Below are 21,395 nucleotides of genomic sequence, written 5' to 3'. Positions count from 1 at the left end.
GGGTTGCCGGTAGCCGGAGCACGCCAGAGGGCGGCCGGCTGTGTTGCCGGAGAGTTGTGCGGGTCCGCCGATTCTTACGTCGTGGGCTTGGTCAGCAGCAGTTCGGTGTTGTGGTCGGCTGCGGTGCCAATGCGGGTGGCGGGGGTGGCGTAGGGGTCGTTGTAGGCGAGTTCGCGATACAGGGCGGCCAGGCCGGGGTCGGAGGTGTCGGAGAAGTCGGTCCGGTACGGGGCGGCGGATTCGACGAGCGTGGTGAACAGCGAGAGGGTGCCGTCCTGGTTGTCGGCGATTTCGATGATCCTGGCGTGGTGGGGATAGTCCACGTGGGAGGCGGTGTTGATCTCCCAGAAGGCGCGCTCGGGGACGGTGTGTCCGTGCGGGATGATCTGATTGGTGTGGGTGTGCCCGTTGACCCAGGCCACGACGTTCGGGAAGCGCTGGAGCAGGGTGACGAGTTCGGCGCCGCTGTGGCGGCCCTCGAACGGCTGGTACGGGTCGGGCAGCAGGTTGCCCATCGTGCCGCTGGTGTGGTGACTGAAGAGGACGATCACTCGGCTGTCGGTGTTGCCGCGCACCACGTTGTCGTCGGTGTCGTACCAGCGACCGCTGTGCGCCTTGAGGACCGACTCCAGCCAGTTCAGCTGCCCGGTGCCCAGTGAACCGTCCGCGAAACCGGCGCGGTTGGTGGTGTCGAGGCTGATGCCGAGGACGCCGTCGGCGAGGTCGAAGGTGTAGTAGAGGTGCCCGCTGCTGACCGAGTCCTGGGTGAACCCGTGGCCGACGGGGCCCGGACCGGTGTACGCGGGACTGAGGTGGGCCTGGGCGAACTCGGCGGGAGTGAACGGGTGGCGCCGCTCGTCGGGCGTGACTGTGCGGATCGCGCCGCCGCCGGCCAGCAGCTTGCTCAGCAGGAGCACGGCGGCGGCCGGGTCGTGCAGTACGGCGTCCGCCAGCTGCGCTGCGGTGGCGTCGTCGCAGCCCTCCAGCTTGCGTGAGCCGGTGTAGAGGTCGTTCAGCAGGCCGAGGTCGGGCAGGCTGCCCTCGATGCTGTCGTCGTGGTTGCCGACCGTCGTGTACCACGGGACGCTCAGGCCGGGCGCGTCGAACGGACGGATGGCGCCGCGCAGGAATCCGGGGATCTGCGGCAGGCCCTTGGCCTTGTAGGTGTCCTGGAGGGAGGACTCGGGGTTCCAGTACTGGGCGCTTCCGGAGTTCTGCACACCTTCGTAGCGAGCGAGGTCACCGCTGTTCGGGGTGATCCGGCCGCCGCTCATGACGGTCAGGTACCAGTCGAGTTCGATCCGCTCGTGGTTGTCGGTGTTGTCGCCGGTGGCCATGACGAAGCTGAACGGCAGCCCGGTGTAGGGGCCTTGGCGCACCTGGTTGACTCGGTCGACGAGCGCCGAGGCGCCCCGCACGGTCAGCGTCTCCTGCGGCCGGTGCGCGCTGTCGTTGAACCGCGCCAGGTACTCGAACCGCACCGGTGACTCGGTGTCCGTCAGATGCAGGTCGGTGAACTGTACGAAGGAGGCGAGCCCGGTGCGCCGGTCGTCCCGCCCGGACGCGGCACCGGCCAGTTCAGCACGCACCATCAGCGGCCAGCCGGGGCCAGCCACCAGCCGCTTGTACGCCCCGTCGCCGACCGGCGTCGCCACCTGCTCCAGAGTGGTCCCGCCGATCCGCACCGCACGCGCCGCCGTGGCCGCCAGGGCCCGGTCCTGCGCCAGCGCGCGGCCCGTTGTCAGCACCGGCCACAGTGCGGCGCCCGCAGCTGCTGCGGACGCTCCCGACACGAATCGGCGACGGCTCATCCCGCTCATGAATCCCCCTGTCCATGGCGGCACTTGAGTGTCACCCGAGGGCCGGGCGAGTCCGCCGGCGCAACCTTACTGGTGGGTAGGGAGGTGTCCAGGGCGCAGAGGGAAACTTGGGGGAAACAGGGGGAACGAGTGGCATCGGTGATGGCGAACTCGGCCGAAGGTCCTCTTCTGGCGTCATTGCCTGGCGCGGACGACAACCGCGTCGTCCCGGTCGGCGCGCCAACTGGGCCGAGGTAGGCATGGCAGCCGGCGTCCGAGCCGGGTCGTAAGGGCGAAGGCCACGGTCGTAGGGGTGAGGACAGGGAGCAGCGCGTGGCAGACTCGAAGGACCACAGCCTTTACACCGCCGTAGAAGTTCAGCGCGTCGGGGAGAGGTGAACGGTGAGAGGCAAGAGACACGACGAGGGAACGGCACACCCCATGGACGGCGACGCATACGGGCGAGGTCCCAAGCTGCCCAACGGCGCGCGGGAGGCCGAGATCCTGACGCTGCTGCAGCGGGCCGACCCGGCGCTGACCCCGGGCGAGGTCACCGAACGCCTCGGCGGTGAACTGACGTACAGCAGCGTGGTGACGATCCTGACCCGCATGCACGGCAAGGGCCTGCTCACCCGAGCCCCGCGCGGACGGGCCTACGCCTACGCCCCCGTCACCGATGACGCGGGCTTCGCCGCCCGTCGGATGCGTACCGTCCTGGAGGAGCGGCCCGACCGCGAGGCCGTCCTCGCCCGCTTCGCCGACGGCCTGTCCGACGTGGACGCCGAGCTGCTGCGCCGGCTGCTCGGCTCCGAAGCCGACGCCGCCCGCTGAGCCGTCGGCCTCCGCAACCTTCGAAAAGGCCCTGGATGCGCATCCTCGTCTACCTCCCGCTGCTGTTGCCGCTGCTCGCCCCGCTGGGCGCCCAGCAGCTGGCGGAGCGCTGCGAGCCGCGCCTGGCGACCTGGCTGCTCACCGCCTCCGCGCTGGTCCTGGCCGTGGCGAGTACCGTCTCGCTGGGGGTGCTGGCCGCCACCGGGCTGATCCGCATGCCGCTGTTCGCCGGGCTCGGCCACTGGTCGGTGAGTTCCGCGCGGCGCGACGACCCCACCGAACTTTCCGTCGCTCTGCTCGCCGGGCTGCTCCTCGGCGGCGCACTGGTCATGGTCGTACGCATGTTCTGGCGCCGTATCCGGTCCCTGGCCGCCGCCGCGCTGGACGCAGCCTGCATGCCGGCGCGCGAGGGGCTGGTGGTCGTCGACGATCCGGCTCCCGACGCGTTCGCGCTGCCGGGGCTGCCCGGCCGGGTCGTGGTCTCCAGCGGGATGCTGCACACGCTGGACGAGTCCGAGCACGGCATCCTGCTCGCCCACGAGCGCGCCCACCTGGCCGCGCACCACTACGCGTTCGTCGCGCTCGCCCAACTCGGTGCAGCTGCCAACCCGTTGCTGCGCCCGCTTGCCGCGGCCGTCACCTACACGACGGAGCGCTGGGCCGACGAGAACGCGGCGGCGGTCACCGGCGACCGCGCGCGCGTTGCCCGCGCGGTGGGCAAGGCCGCCCTCGCTGCCCGGGATGCCGCCGTCCGTTCCCGGCTGCCGGGTGCCGCCCTGGGCATCTTCGGCCGCCGTCGCGGTCCGCTCGCCGCCGCCGGCCCCGTGCCCCGTCGGGTGGCCGCCCTGCTCGCGCCGCCGCCCGGCCGCCGGCCCGTGCTCGCCTGCGCCACGGCCGTGGTCCTGTTCGTCGCGGCCTGGTCCAGCGCCGAGGCCGCCCACGACCTCCACGAGCTGCTGGAGACGATCGGCGCCTGATGAGCGCCGCCGCGTCATCGGGAGCCCTCGCCCACCCGTGATCTTTTACGCGCGTGTAGATGTTAAGGTGTCGTTCACCTTTCCGCATCTTGGTGTTCCCGCGGTATCCGCCTGCCCGAAAGACCCCGCCTGATGATTTCTCGCGCCGCGGCCCAACTGGCCTTCGACGGCTCCCGTATAGACGGTTCGCTCTTCACCTCGGTCACCGACTTCGCCCGCGACACCCCCTGGCTCAACGCCCCCATCGCGCTGACGACCAATCTGGGCCTGGGTGTCTTCGCCGTCCTGATGGTGCTGGGCTGGTGGCGGGCCCGCGGCCGCGACGACGCCGCCATGGCCACGGCCCTGGCCGCCCCGGTGAGCGTGGTGGCCGCCTTCGCCGTCACCGAGGTCATCAAGAAGCTGGTCGCCGAGCCGCGCCCCTGTCGCGCGCTCCCGCACGACTTCTACGTCAACAGCTGCCCGGCCCCCACCGACTACGCGTTCCCCAGCGGTCACACGACCACGGCCGCCGCCACGGCCGCGGCCCTCTTCCTCCTCGACCGCAGGCTCGCCGCCATCGCCGCCGTCTGCACGCTCCTTGAGGGCTTCACCCGTGTCTACGTCGGTGACCACTACCCGCACGATGTCCTCGGTGCCATCGTCATCGCCGCGCCCGCGGCGCTCCTCGCGAGCCTGGTCCTGCGTGCCCTGATCCGCCCGCTGGTGTCCCGCCTGCGTACCGGCGGGGCTCTCCAGCCCCTGCTGACCGCCCCTGCCGCCCACTGAACGAGGTGCGCGCCGGTTGCCATGACGGCTGTCGGCGCGCAGGTGAACAGTACGGGCTGACGGGGTGAACAGGCCTGGTGGCTTGGTCTGGGTTTTACGCGCGTGTAGTAGCTTCCGGTGTGGCCGGGACCGCCGCGCGCGTCGTCCGGAGCCCCATCCGCCCGTGCGTGTTGAGTCGAAGGCCAGCCATGTCCGTCCTGACCTACCCCGAAGCCATAGGCGTCGGCCTGCTGCAAGGCGTCACCGAGCTGTTCCCGGTCTCCAGCCTCGGACACAGCATCCTGATACCCGCCCTCCTGGGCGGACACTGGAAACACGACCTGGACGTGTCCGCCGACGGGTCCCTGTACCTCAACGAGCTGGTCGGCCTCCACCTGGCCACGGCGCTCGCGCTGGTCGTCTTCTTCTGGCGGGACTGGGTCCGGGTGACCCGAGGGCTGGCCACCTCAATCACGCAGCGGCGTATCCAGACCGTGGACCAGCGGCTCGCCTGGCTGCTCATCATGGCCACGATCCCGGTGGGCGTGGCCGGCATCGCGCTCGACAAGGTGTTCCGTACGACGCTCGGGAAGCCGGTTCCGACTGCGATCTTCCTGGCACTCAACGGCATTGTGCTCTTTGTCACCGAGCGGCTGCGGAGCGGCGGAACGGGCCGCAGGCGGGCCGGAGCCTCCCCCGCGCCGGGGGAGGAGGACCTGAGCCCGGACGAACTCTCGGACCTGCGGATCACGCGGATGACCATGCGCCAGGCCGTGGTGATCGGCGCGGCCCAGATCCTCGCCCTGTGCCCGGGGATCAGCCGTTCCGGTTCGACCATCAGCGCGGGCATCTTCAAGGGTCTGAACCACGAGGACTCCGCGCGTTTCGCGTTCCTGCTCGCCACGCCTGTGATCGGCGGAGCGGCCCTGCTCAAGCTGCCCCCGCTGCTCGGGCCCGAGGGCAACGGACTGCGCGGCCCGCTGCTGGTGGGCAGCGTGGCCGCCTTCATCGCGGCCTACCTCGCGACCCGCTTCCTGGTGCGCTACTTCGAGCACCGCACCCTCATCCCGTTCGCCGTCTACTGCACCCTGGCCGGGCTCGGCAGCCTGGCCTACTTCACCATCGGCTGACCCGACGCAGGTTTCCCGGTGGCCCAGCCCTACGCGGCGGTGCCCTATTTCTGGTCCGACCGGCTCGGAAACCGAATGTCAGCGCAAGCATCGGCTCCAGGCCGGCAGGTTGACCACCAGCGAGTCCATCCACGAGCAGGGCGTCTCCCGCACCACCTACACCGGAGGTGGCGCCTACCAGGAGTACACCTAGGACGCGGCAGGCCGTCTGACCGAGGCAGACGACTCCCAGGCGGGGCACCAACCGCACTTCCCTGACCACCGCGGTGGACGACGTCGACGGCGGAACCCTCACCACCAACCCCGTCAACTACGCTTACGACAGCGCCGACCGGCTGATCGCCACCGGCACGGCCTACGACGGCTTCGGACGCGCCACCGCACAGGCAGGCGGATCTCAGAACGCCTACTGCGCCAACGCCCTCGTCCGCCAGATCACTGCCAACTCCAAGCGCACGACCCGGAGCCTGGACGCAAGCGGACGCCTCGCCTCCTGGGGCACGGAGGAACAGGCAGAGGACGGCACTCGGGGTACAGCCGCGACCACGCCGAACCACTACGGCGGCGAGGACGACAGCCCCGCCTGGACCTCGGCGAGCAACGGCATCAGCCGCAGCCTCGAAGACCTTTCCGGCAGCCTGATCGCCACCACCAGTGCGAGTGGTGACGTGGTCCTGCAACTCGCCAACCTGCACGGCGACATCGGCACGAGATCCCACTCGTGGACAACACCACGCCGGTGGTCTTCTACGGGGCTCGGATGGCGCCTCACCGGCGGGACGGCGATCGCCCCGCCGGTGAGGCCCGGCAGGGCGGTCGTCACGGGTTCAGCCCCGCTGGTGCGGTCGAGTCGACGTGGACGGGCTCGAACCTGTGCGACACCGGCCGCAGGGTCTCACGGCGTTGCTCGGTTGGACTCGCACCAGTGCAGTGACCTGCACGTGCGAGCAGGCCCTGCTGCGGTATCAGAGCTGGTAGAAGTCGGTGTAGTGGTTGGGGGAGTACCAGACGGCGCCGGTGTTGGAGTCGACGACGATCCGGTAGGCGTCCCGGTGGGCGCCGCAGGCACGGGGGTAGACGTCGTACTCGTAGAAGGTGTCACCGGAGGGCAGCTGCCCGTCGTTGTTGTAGAACTCGCCGCCGGCGTAGCTGCACTGGCCGTCCGGCCAGTCGACCCAGCCCCGGGTGGTCGGGTAGCCGAGGTCGGACCAGGTCGAGTTGGCCGAGGCCGCGGCGGAGCATCCGCTGATGTTGCAGGAGCTGTAGACCGCCGCGTTCGCAGCGGGGCTGTTGATCGCGGACAGGCTGAGCACGGATGCGATGGCGGCGAGCAGCACCGCGAACCGCTTGGCCCAGGACAGCTCGGGACGTCGCAGAGTCAGCAAGGAATCCTCCAAGTTGATGTTCTTGGCTGCCGCCGAGATGCGGCGCAGCCGTCAGGGGGCAGGCTGGGTGCGCGGCGGTCGGGGTGCGGGTGTGGCCCCACCGCCGTGCGGGCGGTTCGTCAGCCGGCGGGTGCCGTCGCCACGACGGTCCCGGCGAAGAGCAGGGCCGACGCCAGGACGCCCGCGGCGCCGAACCTGGTGATCTGTGGGGGCAAGCTCATGTCGCAAAGCATGACGCGCGTAGACATGCCCCTGTCAATGCCAAGAAGGCGATGTTTCCCAGGAGTTCACGGAGGCACCCCAGGGACGTCCTGGTCGTGTCGGTGTCACCGGCCGCCCCGTGGAGCCCCGTCGCAGCTGCAGACGCTGACACCCGGCGTGCCTCCGGCGGCGAGTTCGACGTCAGAACCTGGCGGCGTCGACGGTTTCGGCTCCATCCGGTTCGCCTGCCGTGCGCAAGGGACGCTCTCCCTGCGCACGGGGACTCGCACTTGCCGATGGCTGGGCCTGTGCGTCTCGCGTCAGGGGCAGTTCCGTTCAGGCAGTCCTGCCCGGCGTGCCTCCAGGCGGGGCGACCGCCCGGCGGCTCACCGACGCGACGATCAGCAGTCCCGGCCGCCGAGTGTCCCCGTCCGTCGAGCCGGCGGGAGAGCCGGCCTGGACGCGAGTCGCGCGGCATCCGCCTCGGCTCCAGTGGAGAGTGCCCGGACGTTCACATTGGTGCGTACCACGGCGCTTGGCAGAGCGTTCCCCGAGTCCGAAAGGCGTGGGCGGCGACTCCGGCCCCAGGCCTGGAGGACGAGGACAGTGGCGGGCTCCTGCCCTGTGACGAGCAGTCCTCGCCATCCGTGCGCAGGCCACCGTTCAGGCCACAGGTCGGCCAACATGATGGCTTAATATCCGAATTGACGACAGATGGTGTTCTCGTTCGTGTGCACATCCATGGGAAGAAAGAGGATCACGTGCCCCCCAAGGATCGGGCCCACGAGAACGGCGCCGTTCTCGTCGGCAGACACACGCAGATCGAGTGTCTTTCCGCGGTCGTACAGGATCTGACCGACGGCCGGGGAGCGGTCCTCGAAGTCACTGGTGAGCCGGGGATCGGCAAGACCGTCCTGCTCGGCCTGCTCGCCGAGCGGGCTGCCGAGGCAGGGGCGCTGGTGGCGCGAGCCCACGCCGCGATCGGTACCACGCAACCCGGCCAGGTCATCAGAGAGGTGCTGGATGCCCTGGAGGTGCGGGATTCGCCGATCGCCCGGGAGCTCGGCGCCGGGGCGGATGCCGAGGTGCGGAGCATACTGGGGCGCTGGGCGTCGCGGCGCGGCGGCGTGCTTGTCCTCGACAACGTGCATCTGTACGACGAGCAGTCCACGAGACTGATCGCGCAGCTCGTGCGGACACCCCCGCCCGGCCCGTTCGTGCTGGCGCTGGCGCACCGCCCACGGCAGTCCGGGCCCGTACTGAGAGAAGTGCTCGAACACGGAGTCGAGATCGGCTCGGTCATCCGCCTGGCCCCGTCCTCCTTGGACCTCCGGGCGATATCCACCTTGCTCGGCAATGGGGGGTCTCACACTGACACCTCCCCGCACGCCTTTCGCTCATCGGCAGGTGACCACGCGTACACCGTGTGGCGCGCCTCTACGGCACCCGTGGTCGACGACACCTACGCCGAGCAGTTGCACGCGGCTTCCGGCGGCAACCCGCGGATGCTGCGGATCCTGGTGGCAGCGCGGTGGGACCCGGACGAGTGGCCGCTGAGTGCCGGTCCGGACCGGGACGGCATGCTCCGGGAGGCCGGCTCCGTCGTGACCGAGCTGGACTCCCTCACCGCTGACGGCGTGCTCTCGGTCCAGGCCGCCGCCGTTCTCGGCGATCCTTTCCTGCCGGACGAGGTCGCTGCGGTCTCCGATCTCGGTCTGGAACGGACCCTCTCAGCGTTCACCGAACTCGTCGAAGCGGACTTGATACGGCCGCTGTCGTGGGGCGGCGGTTACGTCTTCCGGCACCCGGTGCTCGGCCATGTCGCCCTGGAACACGCTTCGCCGTCGCTGCGCGTCAACGCCCACAGGCGGGCCCTGGATCTGCTCACCACGCGAGGAGCGTCAGCGCTGCGACGCGCCCGGCAGGCCGAGCACCTGGTGGGCGCGGGCGGTGCGGAGGCCCGGCAGGTGCTGGTCGAGGGTGCAGCGGAGGCGATGCCCAAGTCCCCGGCTGCGGCTGCCCGCTGGCTGAGGCTGGCGCTGGACCACCTGCCCGCCGGAGAGAGGATCAGCGCCCCCCGGGTCGTTCTGGTGCTCGACCATTGCCGGGCCCTCAGTGCCGTGGGCCGCCTGCAGGAAGCCCGTTCACTGGTGCACGACCTGCTCCGGCACCAGTCGGATCTCTCCGAGGACCTGCGGCTGAGCGCCTACGCCGTCTGCGGAGAGCTGGAGCGGTTGCTGGGCCGCCATCAGGAGGCCGATGCAGTGGTCCGGACGGCACTCGACCTCGTACCCCGCCCACTGCCCGTTCCGCTGCCGGCGCCGGCGGCCGAACTGATCACCGCATACGGGCGAGTGCAGTTGTTCCGGGGCGCCTACGGCGAGGCACGTGACGTGGTCCGAGAGGCGGCGGAGGCTGCCAGAGCCGTCGGCCCGGCGGTGCCCTACCTGCGGGCCCTGGGCGCCCTCGGCGATACCCAGCTCGGGCTGCTGCCCGAGGCCGTCGCCGAGGTCACCGAGTGCGCGCGGATCGTGGACGCGCTGCCGGACGCCTCTGCCGTCACCATGCCCGACGTCCTGGCAATGCTCGGCTGCGCGGAGTTGTTCCAGGAGCGGTTCCATGACGCCTACCGGCATCTGGAACGGGGACTGCAGGCAACCACGGGTGCCACCCGGAGGCTCATCCGGATCAACCAACTGGTGGCCCTGTGCCATCTCGACGAGCTGACGGGGCGTCTGGAGTCGCTCTGTCGCCGTGCCGGGGAGGCCGAGCTGCTCGCCCGGATGAGCGGGGCCGACGAAGCCGCCGGGATCGCCATGATCCTGCGGGCGACGGGGCTGCTGTGGACACGGCCACGGCGGGACACCGGCAGGCTGCTCGAACTAGCCGGGGACGGGCTGTCCCTCGCCTTGCGCAAGCGAGGTTGGCGGGCAGCGGTAGCGGTCGGCCTGCGCGCCCACGCCCAGTTCATCGGCGGGGACGCGGCGGGCTGTCTGCGCACCCTCGTCGAGGAGGGCGGCCCGCGGCTGCAGCGGCTGCTGCGGGCCTGGCAGCCCGCGCTTCTGGCCCTCGCCTGCGACGCGGCACTGCGTTGTGGTGACATCGACGCCGCACGCGACTGGGCCAGGGCAGGGGAGGTCGTGGCCGAGCAGTTGGGGCTGCCGCTGCAACAGCAACACGTGCGCAGAGCCCGGGCCGCGATCCACGCCGCCGAAGGAGAACACCGCCTGGCGGCAGAGCTGTTCCACGAGGCCGCGGAATCGTTCCGCCGGGCGGGCCTGCCGGTGGAACACGCCTGGACCCTGGTGACCGGGGCGCCTTCGGTGCACGCGGCCCATGGCACCCAGGAGGCACTGGAGTGGCTCGATATGGCGGGACAGGCAGCTCGGGCCTGCGGCGCACAGCGGATCCGTGAGGAGGCGGCAAGGGTCAGGACCCTGCTGCCTGCGTCCTTCGCTGCCAACGGTGCGGCGGTCGCAGCGGCGCACGACGCGAGCGCCAGGGCGACGGTGGTTCTTCTCACCGAGCGAGAGCGGGAGATCGCGGAACTGGCGGCGGGCGGTAAACGCACCAAGGAGATCGCGGAGCAGCTCTTCCTCAGCACCAGAACGGTCGAAACCCACCTCGGCCGTATCTACCGCAAGCTCGACATCTCCTCCCGCGCGGCACTGCCGCACGCACTCGGCCGAGTGGTCCACCGGCCGACCGTCTGACCGGTCGCTCTGGTGGCCGCCCGGTCCGACGGCCAGGCCACCGTGACCTGTTGTTCCGTCAGGGGTGCCAGCTCTGCACCTGGACTTCGCGCGTCCGCGGGAGACACACGGCACGTCCATGGTCTTCGAGGCGGCGACCAGCGCTCCGTCGGACCCGTCCGCGGGTGTGCTGTGCGTGCGGGCAACATCTACACCCTGACGAAGTCCGGCGCCGACACCCTGCGCCTGGGGGACGAGGGCGGCCGGACGGCGGGCGCGCCCACCCGCCTGACCCGCTCCCCCTGACCACGGACGACGCCGACCAGGAAACTCACGTGCACGGGCGTACGACCGTGCGGCAGGCCACCGGGTGGACGCCGGGTGCCGGGAGCCGTGGCGCGGCGGTCCGGCTAGAACTGTGTGCCCTGTGAGCCGGTCAGCCACCAGCCTTTTTGTCGAACCATCCGAGCGACCGGACAACGGACGCGCCGATAAAGAGGATGCCGAGAGGAACGATCGTGAACCAGACGGCACCGGCTTTCATGGCCGCGAGCAGGGCGATGGCGACGATGGCCAGCGCCAGGAGCACGAGCATGCCCAGAAGGACACGAATCTTGGATACCAACGGAGGACTCTCCAATGTTCAGTTGGGTTCTATTGACCGGACAGCGGTCGCCACCCGTTGGAACGCTGACGACGGTGCTCGGTAAGGAAGCAGCAGGCTCCCGGCGTGACACCACGGCTCCGTCAGGTAGCCCATGGGGCGAGTCTCCCAACGCTGTCTTTCGGAGGCTCCAGTAGAACTACGTAATCGAATACGTAGGTTCACCGGCCGGGGCGGGGCAAAGCTCATCGATGCGGCCCATGAACGTGCAGGTCACAGCCGAGCTCAAGGGGCGTCCGCCGTGGGCTTCACCGGCCCTGGCCGGATCCGGGATCGGTGGAGGCTCAGGCCTGCTGACCGACGGAGAGGGTTCGGCCTCGGTGAGAGCGTCGATGAGGCCGTGCCCGACGGCCGCCCGGACGTCATGGGCGGCTGCGTTTCAAACTGTTCGCTGAACGTCGTCCGGCAGCAGTAGGCCGCCGCTCCAGTCGAGGACGGCCGGGAAGACCCGTGGCAGGACGTGGGACACCGTGGGGGTGGCGGGCGTCCGGTCCGTTCGGGAACAGGATGGTGGAGGTCTCGTCGCCGCCGCCGAGGACGTCGACCCAGACGGAGGGCCTGCGGTCCGCCGACGCCCCGGAGACAGGACGGCCCCCGAGGCGCTCCCCGACCTGCGGCAGTACCCGTCGCATACCGGTCGCAGCAGAACTCTGAACCGGGATTGCCTACCGTCGAGCCAGGCCGACAGGACCGCGCGTTCCGACCCGCCGGCCCGTCACCCTCATCGTCGTGCGTCGACGCCTACGAAGGCACAGGTGACCCAGATGACCGAGTCAGCCCAGATGACTGAAATGGCCGTGATCCTGGCCCTTCAGGGACTGGACGCGGAGCAGGAGGCCGGCGCGTTCCCCTGTTTCAGCGTCTCCGGAAGCACGATCACCGTCCGCACTCTGTGATCCCGGCTCGCACCACACGCCCCGAGGAGAGATCCCGTGCTCGATACCTTCGCGGAGACCCTCGCGGACCAGGAGTACTACGCTCCCCTCGCGACGATGGCCGACCCCGGCCCGCGCTTCACACCGAGCCGTCCGGCCCCCGGCTGGCGGCACGTACCTCAGGACGTCTGGACGGTGTGGAGCCAACCGCACGCCCGCCGTCCCGAACAGGGCTGGAAGATCCATGTGTCGGCGCGACTCGACCGGGCCCAGCAGGTCCTCGATCAGGTGGCACGGGTCTGCTTCGCGGAGGACGTGCCGTTCAAGCACCTGTCCGCCCGAATGTTCTTCCTTGTCATGCACCACAAGCACGCCCACCGCGCCCAGGCGGGCAAGTTCTGCGCCATCTACCCGCCGGACACCGAGACCGCGCGGCGGCTGCTCGGTCTGCTCTCCGACGCGCTGCGCGACGAGGACGGACCGTACATCCTCTCGGACCGCCGCTTCGGCGACTCCAAGACCGTCCACTACCGGTACGGCGCGTTCGGCGCCCGGAGCAGACTGCTGCCCGACGGCACTCGGCAGGGGCTCGTCCGGGATGCCTCGGGTCGTGACGTCCCGGACGAACGACGGCCGTTCTTCGTGCTGCCCGCCGGGATCACCGACCCGTTCGTCACGGAGGAGCCGGTGCCGCACACGGGCGCGATCCTCATCCGCGACTACGAGATTCTCGCCGCGCTGCAGCCGAGCAACGCCGGCGGGACGTACCAGGCGCGGGACACCCGCACCGGCCGCCGTGTGTTCATCAAGGAGGCCCGTGCCCACAACGGCCTCATCTGGGACGGTACGAGCGCGCAGGAGCGGCTGCGCCACGAGTACGAGATCTTGACCACAGTGCACTCGGCGGCTCCCGGTGTGTGCCCGGAACCGCTGGAGCACTTCACCGAGTGGGAGCACGACTTCCTGGTCACCGAGTACATCGAGGGCGATCCACTGCGCCGATGGCTGAGCCGGACGTCCCCTCTCATGCGGCACGGCCGTACGGCGGACGACCGCGCGGAGTTCTTCGCACTCTGCCGCGGACTCCTGCGGGACGTGGACGCGTCCCTGGACCAACTGCACGCGCTGGGACACCGGTTCGGGGACATCAGCCTCGGCAACGTCATCGTCACCCCGTCGGGCACCGCCCGGCTCGTCGACTTCGAGGCGGCCTCGGCGTTCGACGGGCCCCCGGCGGCCATGGGGACCAAGGGCTTCACTCCACCTGCCGCGCTGCTGGCCGCGAGTGACGACCCGCTGCTGACGGACCGGTACGGCACTGCCGCGCTCGTCCTCGCCTTTCTCGCGCCCTTCCACGAGACCGCCGAACTGACTCCCGGCGGGCTCACGTTGCTCCGGCGCGACCTGGCGGATGCCGCGCCTGCGGACGATCTGTGGACGCGTGCCGTTTCCCACTACCCCGCGAGCGCCGCGCCCCGTCCGGCTCCGCCCACTCCGGCCGAACTGGATGCCGATCCGCTGGGCTGTCTCGCCCGGCTCGCCGACGACGTGGTGGCGGGTCTGCTGGAGACCGCCGACACCGGCCGCGCGGACTGGGTCTTCCCGCCTTCAGCACAGGCGTTCGGCGCCAACACCGTGTGCGTGGCCTACGGCACCGCGGGTGTGGTCCACGCCCTGCACCAGGCCGGGGCGCCCGTCCCGGAGGCCGTCGAGAAGCGGCTGCGTCACGACGCACTGGCCCGTCGTGACGAACTGCCCCCCGGGCTCGACGCGGGCACCGCGGGGATCGCCCGTGTCCTGGCCTCGCTCGGGCAGTTGGACGAGGCGGTCGACCTCGCCCGGCACGCCGACAGCCACCCCCTCACCGCGTCGTGCGCCACTCTGGCCGGCGGACTCGCCGGGGTCGGCCTGACCTGGCTGGCCCTGCACCGGCAGACGGACGACGAGCGGCACTTGGAGCGGGCCGCCGCCGCGGGGGACGCGCTCCTTGCCGCCTCGGACCTGGTACCCGCTCTGGGCGCCGACGACGCCCGCGGGCTGTTCCACGGCCGTTCCGGACTGGCTCTGTTCCTGCACCACCTGGGCGGCGAGACCGGCGACGACCGTTACCGTGCGGCGGGACTCCGGCTCCTGCACGAGGAGTTGGACCGTGCCATCCCCATGGACGACGGCACCCTGTCCTTCGCCGACAACGCCGTCCTCAAACGAGCCATGCCCTACCTCGCCGTCGGAGCCGCAGGCGTGGGTACGGTCCTCACCCGGTACGCCGCCACCTGCGCCGACCAACGCCTCGTAGAGGCGCTCCCGTTGGTGGCGGCGGGGACGTCCGTGTCGTGCTGGACGAAGGAGGCCGGGCTGTATCAGGGGCTGGCCGGGCTGGCCTGGTTTCTCGCCGACCGGGCCGACACGGACGGTGGTGCCGACGCCCGCGACGCAGCCGTGCGGGCTGCCACCGGTCTGATCAAGTACGCCGTGCCGCACACCCGAGGGGTCCGCTTCCTCGGGTCGGGGGCGCAGCGTTTCAGTGCCGATCTGTCGAGCGGTGCGGCCGGGGTGCTGCTGGCCCTCCGCCGCGTCCTGCACGGCCCCGGTGACGAGGTGTTCACCCTGGGCACCGCCACCGGATCCACAGCGCCCGGTGGATAGACCAGTGTCGTCCGCCGGGTTGGTACGTCCGTTTCTTCATCTTCTTCATCATCGAACAGGAGACCCCTGATGACTCAGATCCTCGCGCTGCAGACCCTGGACACCGACACGGAGACCGAGACCGCTGCTTTCTGTATCAGCGCCAGTTGGAGCGGGTGGAGCATTCACACGGCGTGACCAAGGCGGGGGACCCTATGGCGCCGGGCCGTAGGGACCCTCGATCGGGTGTCGGGGTTTCCCCGATGTTAGGGATCATGGTTCGCGGCACAGTCGTCCACGGCCCCCGACCGGCTCCGGCCCACGCGACCCCTGCGTGGGCCGGAGCCGGTCCCACGTCCCGTGAGACAGGAACGCCTGGTGTACGCCACTCCCTCGAACCCGATCACCGTCACGTCTCGCCTGCGGTTCTCGGTCCTCGGGCCGCTCTCCGCCGAGATGGACGGACACGCCCTCCCGCTCGGCCCCCTCAAGCAGCGCATCGTCCTGGCGGCACTGCTGTGCCACGCCAACTCCCCTGTCTCGGTGGAGTTTCTGACCGAGGCCGTGTGGGACGACGATCCGCCGCGCACGGCACGCAAGAATCTTCAGCTGTACGTCTCGACGCTCCGCAAGATGTTGTTCAAGGCGGGCGCGGGCGACCGGATCTCCCTGCAGTGCGGCGGCTATGTGCTCCAGGCAGACGCCCGCGAGCTGGACTCCCTCGGGTTCCTGGAACTGGCCCGGGCCGGGCGTGAGGCCTCGGCCGACGGCGACGTGGAACGCGCGGCGCGGCTGCTGCACGAGGCCCTGACGCTGTGGAGCGGGCCGCCGCTGCCCGGACTCGGCGGCTCCGAGGCCCTCCGGGCGGAAGCCGACCGGCTGACCCTCCGCTATCTGGGTGTCTGCGAGGACTGGGCCGAGGCCGCGTTGGCGGGCGGCCGGCCCGGCGAGGTCGCGGAGGCGGTCGGCGACCTGGTGGACGAACATCCGCTGCGGGAGCGACTGCGCGCCGCCCAGATGACAGCCCTGCACCGATCGGGCCGCCGGGGGGAGGCGATGGCCGCCTACGACGATCTACGGCAGCACCTGTCACGGGAGTTGGGGCTGTCCCCGAGTCCGGCCCTGGAGTCGCTGTACCGTAGGGTCCTCGCCGACGAGCAAGCCGCCCCGGCCGCCCGTCCTCCGGCGCCGGTCGGACTGCCCGTCGACACCGCGGACTTCACCGGTCGCGGGGAGATTCTCGCGCAGCTGCTGGAGACGATCACCGGGGGCGCTGGAGTCACCCGCGTCCTGGTCGGTCCGGCCGGTGTGGGCAAGACCACCCTCGCGGTGCGTGCCGCGCACCGGCTGGAGGGCGGGTTCCCGGGCGGCCGCATCCTCGTACCGCTGCGGCAACAGGACGGCGGGGCGAGGTCGTTGGCCTCGGTGACGGCGGAACTGCTGGCGTACGCCGGTCTCGGCGCGGCCTCGCCCACCTCTCCGGAGCGGGCTGCCGCGCTGTGGCGGGACTGGCTGGCCGACCACAGAGTGCTCGTGGTGCTGGACGATGCGCCCCACGAGGCCGCTGTGCGGCCACTGTTGCCGGGCACCGGCCGGAGCACGGTGATCGTCACGGCCCGTACGCAGTTGGCCGGGCTGGCCCCGGCCCATCGGGTGCAGGTCCCGCCGCTGTCGACAGCAGAGGCCCTGGAGCTGCTGGGCCGGCTGATCGGCACCGGCCGCGTACTGTGCGACCGGCCCGCCGCCGCACGCGTGGTGGCCGCGTGCGGCGCACTGCCGCTGGCGATACGGGCCGCGGGCCTCAAACTGGCCGTGCTGCAGCATCTGCCGCTCGCCGAGTACGCGGAGCGGCTCGCCGACCCCGGAGCGCTCCTGGACGAACTGAGCGTCGGTGACCTGCAGGTGCGCTCCCATGTCGCCGACGCGTGGGCGCAGTTGGCCGAACGGCACCAAGGCGCGCTGCGACGTCTCGCGGGCCTGCCGTTGTCCGGCTGGTTCACCGCGGCGGAGGCCGCCGCGGTCCTGGGCAGTGACCGGCTGGGCGCTCAGCGGGAGTTGGAGCAGATGATCGAGGCGGGGGCGGTGGTGCTGCCCGACAGCGAGGTCACCGCGCACACCGCCGCCTACTCACTGCCGTACCTGACACACCTGTACGCCCGGGAGGCGGCCCGCGTCTGAGGCCGGGCCTCCCTCCGGGCGCGGAGCCGTCAGCTCACCGGCAGCAGCGTGCCCAGGTCGCCCTTGCCCTCGAACACCGTGTGCAGGGCGAGCAGCACGCCCGCCGAGCCGGTCGCGAGGTCGGCGGACAGACGCAGCAGACCGGCGCCGGGGACGTACAGTCCCTCGCCTTTGCGCAGCGCGTGCCAGAAGAAGTTCCGTACCGCCGACAGCAGTTGTGCGTCCTCGTCCGCCGGCGCGAGCAGGGCGAGACCGGCGACCAGCCCGGCCCTGCCGTGGAACAGGCCCGGCTCGCGCACGAAGGGAGCCGCGCCGCACGGTGTCGCTGCGGAGACGAAGGCCGCGAGCGCGGGATCGTCGGCATGGGCGAGGTATTCCCGTGCCACGAGGGCGATCCCGATGCTGCCCTCGTCCAGGTACGGCAGATGACGGTGGCCCTGCTTGGCCTGTACGGTCCCGTCGGCCATCGGGACGCACTGGCGGACGTCCCAGTCCAGTGCGGCCCGTGCCGCCTTCAGATACCGCTCCTCGCCGGTCACGCGATAGAGGCGGAGCTGGAGCAGCGCCGGGCCGCCGAGGCCGTACATGAGGCCCGCGTGGGACGGCAGGCCGAGCCTCGGCGACGATGCGCCGCGCCGTAGCGTCTCCAGGCGCTCCGCGATGTGCACGGCCTCGTCGAACAGGGCCGGGTCACCGGTGCGTACGGCGAAGCGGCACAGTGTGAGGGCGATACCGGCCAGGCCGCCGAAGAGACCGGCCCGGGGCGGGTCACCGGCCGCCCGGGCGCGCGCCAGGATCTCCGACGCCTCGTCGGGACGGCCGAGTTCGTCGAGCACGACGGCCACGCCGTACAGACCGTCGTACAGTCCACCTCCCGCTTCGGGGCGGACCCGGTGGGCTGCCGCGGTCAGCCAGTCGACGTAGGCGCCGGGGACGGCGGCGCCCGCGCGGTGCAGGGCGAGGAGCACACCGGCGGCGCCGTGGGCGAGGGTGTGGCCGCCGGTGCGGAAGACCTCCCAGTCGGCGGGGAACAGGCGGTCCTCGCGGTCGGGTGTGGCACAGGCGTGGATGCCCTCGGCCAGCCGGTCGCGGAGTGCGGGCCACTCGGAGGGAGCGAACACGTCGTCGGCGTGGACGGCGCGTACGGTGGAGGCAGTCGGCCGGGAATCCGCCACCGCCGGTCGGCGCGGACCCTCGGTGGGTGACAGACCGAAGCGTTCCCTGGCCACGGCTTCGAGCAAGGGCGCCTTGTCCGGGGCGAAGTCCGCCATTTCCGTCATGGGCAGCAGCGTGAACAGCCAGGTGGCCCACAGACCGTAGTCGTCCACGTCACCGGGTGCCGTACCGGCCGGGGCCGCGAAGCCGCGGGCTCCGACGCGCAGTCCGTCCGACGCGTCGAGGTCGGTGGCGTACTCGAAGTCCACCAGGACCACGGAGTCGTCGGGACGCACGATGACGTTGAGCGGGTGCACGTCGCGGAAGCGCAGCCCGCGTTCGTGGACGGAGTCGAGTGCCCTGCCCAGGTTGTCGATGACGGCGCCCGCCCAGCGTGCGTAGTCGCGCGTCGCCTCCTCGCCCATGTCCCGGCCGACGGCCGGGTAGCGGTTGAGCACGGCGTCCAGCAGGGTCTGGCCCTCGATGTACTCCTCGGCGAGAAAGTGGTGTTCCCAGGCGGTGTGCAGGCCGTGGACCTCGGGGACACAGTCCAGTCCGCGCAGGGCCGTCAGCGCGCGGTACTCGCGGTGCAGCCGCTCGACACCGTCGGCGGCGGCGCCGTCGAGTCCGGCGAAGGGCCGTGCCTCGCGCAGCACCACCGTCTGGCCGCTCACCCGGTGGCGGGCCAGATAGATGCCGCCGGCGTTGGTGAAGTGCAGGGCTTTGACGACCTGGTAGGGGAAGTCGCCGAAGCCCGCCGCGCGCAGGGCCGCGAGCGGCTCGTCCAGGAACGACGGCGGGGTGACCCAGTCGGGCAGGGCGAAGACCGGTGAGCGTACGTCCGGCACCAGCGTGCCGGAGGGGTCACGCAGCGCGGGAACCTGCCGCCCGTCCTCGTCCGCGCACCACCGTTCCACGAACGCCCCGTAGCGGACGTGCACGGGACCGGGGCCGATCCGCAGGTCGCTGAGGATGTGTGGGCCCGGCAACCCGTCGACGACGGAGCGGAGTTCGTCAACGACCTCTTCCAACTCGGTCTCGTCGGACGGGTACACGGTGATGAACTTGCCGCTGCTGCCCCGCGCCATGTTCTTGTCGACCATCAGCAACAGCGCGTCACGGCTGCGCAGGAATTTGAAGGGGACCCGGCGGCGCAGCAGCACGGCGGCGGCCCGGTCGAGCGTCACGCCGGCGACACGCGGGGTCGCCGACAGATGGATCTTCCAGCCCTGCTCGGGCAACCGGACGCCGTCCGGGGTCAGTACGCTCCACAACCCCCGCGTCGTACGGCTCCAGCCCTCGGGCGCCTCGCCGCACGCGAGCGGGTAGCGGGTGCCGTCGTCCGGGAGCCGGGCAGGCGTCTCGAAGAAGTCGCGGTCGGCGGCGCAGTAGGTCAGGGACTGGCGTGCTTCGGCCATGGTGATTCTCCCGTCGGGTCGGTCGTAGGAGGGAGCGGGGGCTGTCCGGCGGATCAGGTCGTCGGCTTGGCTGCCTGTCGAATCGGACCAGATACACGGGGAGTTGGCGCATTTGAGGGCCGGCCTGAGGCGACGGCGGCATCGGTCACCGCCGCGGCGGGCGACGCGATGAGGTCTTCCGTGCGAGCCGGGCCGGCGTACGGATTCGGCGACGACAAGCAGACTGGCGTGGAGAGCCTCCGCGTCCTTGGCCTGATCCGCCGTTCGGGCTCCTGAGCAGTCGACAGCGGACTGTCGCGGCACTTTCAGCGGTGCGCTCAGTCGGCGCCGAGTGCCTCGGTAGGGACGACGACCGGTACGGCGTCGGTTCGTCGGACCGACGGGGCAAAGGTCAGGACGACCGCGCAGACCAGAAACACCGTTCCGAGCGCGGCATAGGCCGTTCGCGCGCCGTAGGCGGCGAGCAGGGTGCCTCCGGCCAGCGGGCCGAGCGGTTGGACGAGTGAGGAGATGAATCCGGCGGCGCTCTGCACCCGGCCGACCATGTGCTGCGGGGCCGACTCCAACAGGGAGGTCAGGAAGCCGATGCCGGCGACGGCCGCCATCGCGACGCAGGCCGCGCACAACGCGCCAACGTACAAGGGATTCTGACTGATAGTCAGTAACAGGGCATCGAAGCCGCACACCCAGCAGGTCGCCGCGATCAGGGTCGCGGAGCGCCACGCAGACGGGATGCGCGGGGCGAGCAAGGCTCCCAGAAGGGAGCCGACGGCGGTGAGCGAGACGACTGTGCCGCTGCCCAGGCCGGAACTGCCGCTGTGCGAGGTGACCGCCAGCGCGACGAACATCATCGCGCCGAACGCGCCATTCACGCCCAGGCCGAAGACCAACAGGACCGTACGCAGATAGGGCCGCCGCCACAGGAAGGAGACGCCGGCCGTGAACTCCCTTCCGGAGAAGGCGGATCGTGCCGCGGGGTCGGGTGCCGACCGGGTGCGGACGAAGGCGAGGCAGGTGGTGGACAGCAGCAGGAAGACGGCCTCGCCGGCGAACGGGAGGGCGGGATGCACGGCGTACAGCGCGCCGCCCGCCATCGGGCCGACCAGACGCGCCGCGGCTGCTCTGGCCTGCATCCGGGACGAGGCGGTGCCGAGCAACTCGCGCGAGACCACCGCGCGCAGCAGGCCCAACGCGGCGGGTCCGTAGAAGCTGTTGATGACGGCACCGACCGCGGCCACCAGCAGGACGAGGACGAGGGGGGTGCGGCCGAGCAGGACGGCCAGCGCCAGGCTGCCGACCACCAGGGTGCTGCCGATGTCGCACAGCCGCATGAGCCGACGCCGCTCGACCGTGTCGGCCAGCGCGCCCCCGGGCAGCATCGTGACGAGCAGGGCGCCGACCGAGACCGTGCCCACCGCCCCGGCCTGTACGGGGGAGCCGGTCTGGCGCAGCACCAGCAGGGGGAGCGCGATCGCCGACATCTGCGAACCCAGACCGGCCAGCAGACCGCTGATCCACAGGAGCCGGAAGTCTCTGATTCCGCTGAGTCTGACCGTGCCGCCCTGAGTGGCGGCGCTGGACTGCCTGCCGTTCATGAGGCCCTTCCGGATTCTGGTCCACCGGGGGTGGGGGTCGGACGGACCGGGGTGGGGGGGGGGGGGGCAGCCGGGGCGGCCGGGCCCGCGGGGGGGGGGCGGGGCACGACCAGCCGTGGGTGC

The 21,395-nt window shown here is 71.2% G+C and carries 14 protein-coding genes; 9 read left to right on the top strand and 5 right to left on the bottom strand.

Annotated elements, in window-relative coordinates:
- Positions 1-74: 74 nt before the first annotated feature.
- Positions 75-1,811: a TIGR03767 family metallophosphoesterase gene (locus AB0N07_RS00070; RefSeq protein ID WP_365830396.1), complete on the bottom strand. Its 1,737-nt coding sequence runs from the start codon at positions 1,809-1,811 to the stop codon at positions 75-77.
- Between the two features lie 390 nt (positions 1,812-2,201).
- Here AB0N07_RS00070 and AB0N07_RS00065 point away from each other — a divergent pair, with 390 nt between their 5' ends.
- The 4 genes from AB0N07_RS00065 (at position 2,202) to AB0N07_RS00050 (ending at position 5,484) form a co-directional block, all read left to right on the top strand.
- Complete coding sequence (locus AB0N07_RS00065; RefSeq protein WP_365830394.1) at positions 2,202-2,630, top strand: BlaI/MecI/CopY family transcriptional regulator; 429 nt, start codon at positions 2,202-2,204, stop codon at positions 2,628-2,630.
- Positions 2,631-2,665: 35 nt separating this feature from the next.
- Positions 2,666-3,607, top strand: coding sequence for a M56 family metallopeptidase (locus tag AB0N07_RS00060; RefSeq protein WP_365830392.1), 942 nt, complete (start codon positions 2,666-2,668; stop codon positions 3,605-3,607).
- Between the two features lie 132 nt (positions 3,608-3,739).
- A complete protein-coding gene (locus AB0N07_RS00055; RefSeq protein ID WP_365830390.1) occupies positions 3,740-4,375 on the top strand; it encodes a phosphatase PAP2 family protein in 636 nt (211 codons plus the stop codon).
- A gap of 188 nt (positions 4,376-4,563) precedes the next feature.
- Complete coding sequence (locus tag AB0N07_RS00050; protein WP_365830388.1) at positions 4,564-5,484, top strand: undecaprenyl-diphosphate phosphatase; 921 nt, start codon at positions 4,564-4,566, stop codon at positions 5,482-5,484.
- Between the two features lie 965 nt (positions 5,485-6,449).
- On the opposite strand, the gene AB0N07_RS00045 is transcribed toward AB0N07_RS00050, so the two are convergent.
- Positions 6,450-6,869: a ribonuclease domain-containing protein gene (locus tag AB0N07_RS00045; protein WP_365830386.1), complete on the bottom strand. Its 420-nt coding sequence runs from the start codon at positions 6,867-6,869 to the stop codon at positions 6,450-6,452.
- 962 nt (positions 6,870-7,831) lie between these two features.
- Here AB0N07_RS00045 and AB0N07_RS00040 point away from each other — a divergent pair.
- Positions 7,832-10,783, top strand: a complete 2,952-nt coding sequence (locus tag AB0N07_RS00040) for a LuxR C-terminal-related transcriptional regulator (RefSeq protein WP_365830384.1) — start codon at positions 7,832-7,834, stop codon at positions 10,781-10,783.
- 415 nt (positions 10,784-11,198) lie between these two features.
- On the opposite strand, the gene AB0N07_RS00035 is transcribed toward AB0N07_RS00040, so the two are convergent.
- Positions 11,199-11,357 (bottom strand): hypothetical protein, encoded by a 159-nt coding sequence (locus tag AB0N07_RS00035; protein ID WP_365830382.1) that lies wholly within the window; start codon positions 11,355-11,357, stop codon positions 11,199-11,201.
- An 833-nt stretch (positions 11,358-12,190) separates the two neighbouring features.
- Here AB0N07_RS00035 and AB0N07_RS00030 point away from each other — a divergent pair.
- The 4 genes from AB0N07_RS00030 to AB0N07_RS00015 all read left to right on the top strand — a co-directional run bounded on the left by AB0N07_RS00030 (position 12,191) and on the right by AB0N07_RS00015 (position 17,104).
- Entirely contained in the window at positions 12,191-12,322 is a 132-nt protein-coding gene (locus AB0N07_RS00030) for a hypothetical protein (protein WP_365830380.1), read from the top strand.
- A gap of 36 nt (positions 12,323-12,358) precedes the next feature.
- On the top strand, positions 12,359-14,947 hold the full coding sequence (gene lanKC / locus AB0N07_RS00025; RefSeq protein ID WP_365830377.1) for a class III lanthionine synthetase LanKC: 2,589 nt from the start codon (positions 12,359-12,361) through the stop codon (positions 14,945-14,947).
- 69 nt (positions 14,948-15,016) lie between these two features.
- The gene (locus AB0N07_RS00020; protein ID WP_365830375.1) at positions 15,017-15,124 is read left to right on the top strand and encodes a class III lanthipeptide; all 108 of its coding nucleotides are present in this window, start codon (positions 15,017-15,019) and stop codon (positions 15,122-15,124) included.
- Positions 15,125-15,304: 180 nt separating this feature from the next.
- Positions 15,305-17,104 carry a BTAD domain-containing putative transcriptional regulator gene (locus AB0N07_RS00015; protein ID WP_365830373.1) on the top strand — a complete coding sequence of 600 codons (1,800 nt, stop codon included), beginning with the start codon at positions 15,305-15,307 and terminating at the stop codon, positions 17,102-17,104.
- Between the two features lie 29 nt (positions 17,105-17,133).
- Here AB0N07_RS00015 and lanKC (AB0N07_RS00010) read toward each other — a convergent pair whose 3' ends face one another.
- Together lanKC (AB0N07_RS00010) and AB0N07_RS00005 are read right to left on the bottom strand one after the other, a co-directional pair.
- The gene (gene lanKC / locus AB0N07_RS00010; protein WP_365830371.1) at positions 17,134-19,677 is read right to left on the bottom strand and encodes a class III lanthionine synthetase LanKC; all 2,544 of its coding nucleotides are present in this window, start codon (positions 19,675-19,677) and stop codon (positions 17,134-17,136) included.
- Positions 19,678-19,994: 317 nt separating this feature from the next.
- On the bottom strand, positions 19,995-21,272 hold the full coding sequence (locus AB0N07_RS00005) for an MFS transporter (protein WP_365830369.1): 1,278 nt from the start codon (positions 21,270-21,272) through the stop codon (positions 19,995-19,997).
- Positions 21,273-21,395: the final 123 nt, after the last annotated feature.

This window comes from Streptomyces sp. NPDC051172 (assembly GCF_040682555.1).
In the GTDB taxonomy this organism is placed as follows: domain Bacteria; phylum Actinomycetota; class Actinomycetes; order Streptomycetales; family Streptomycetaceae; genus Streptomyces.
This window is presented reverse-complemented; position numbering and strand designations above follow the sequence as displayed.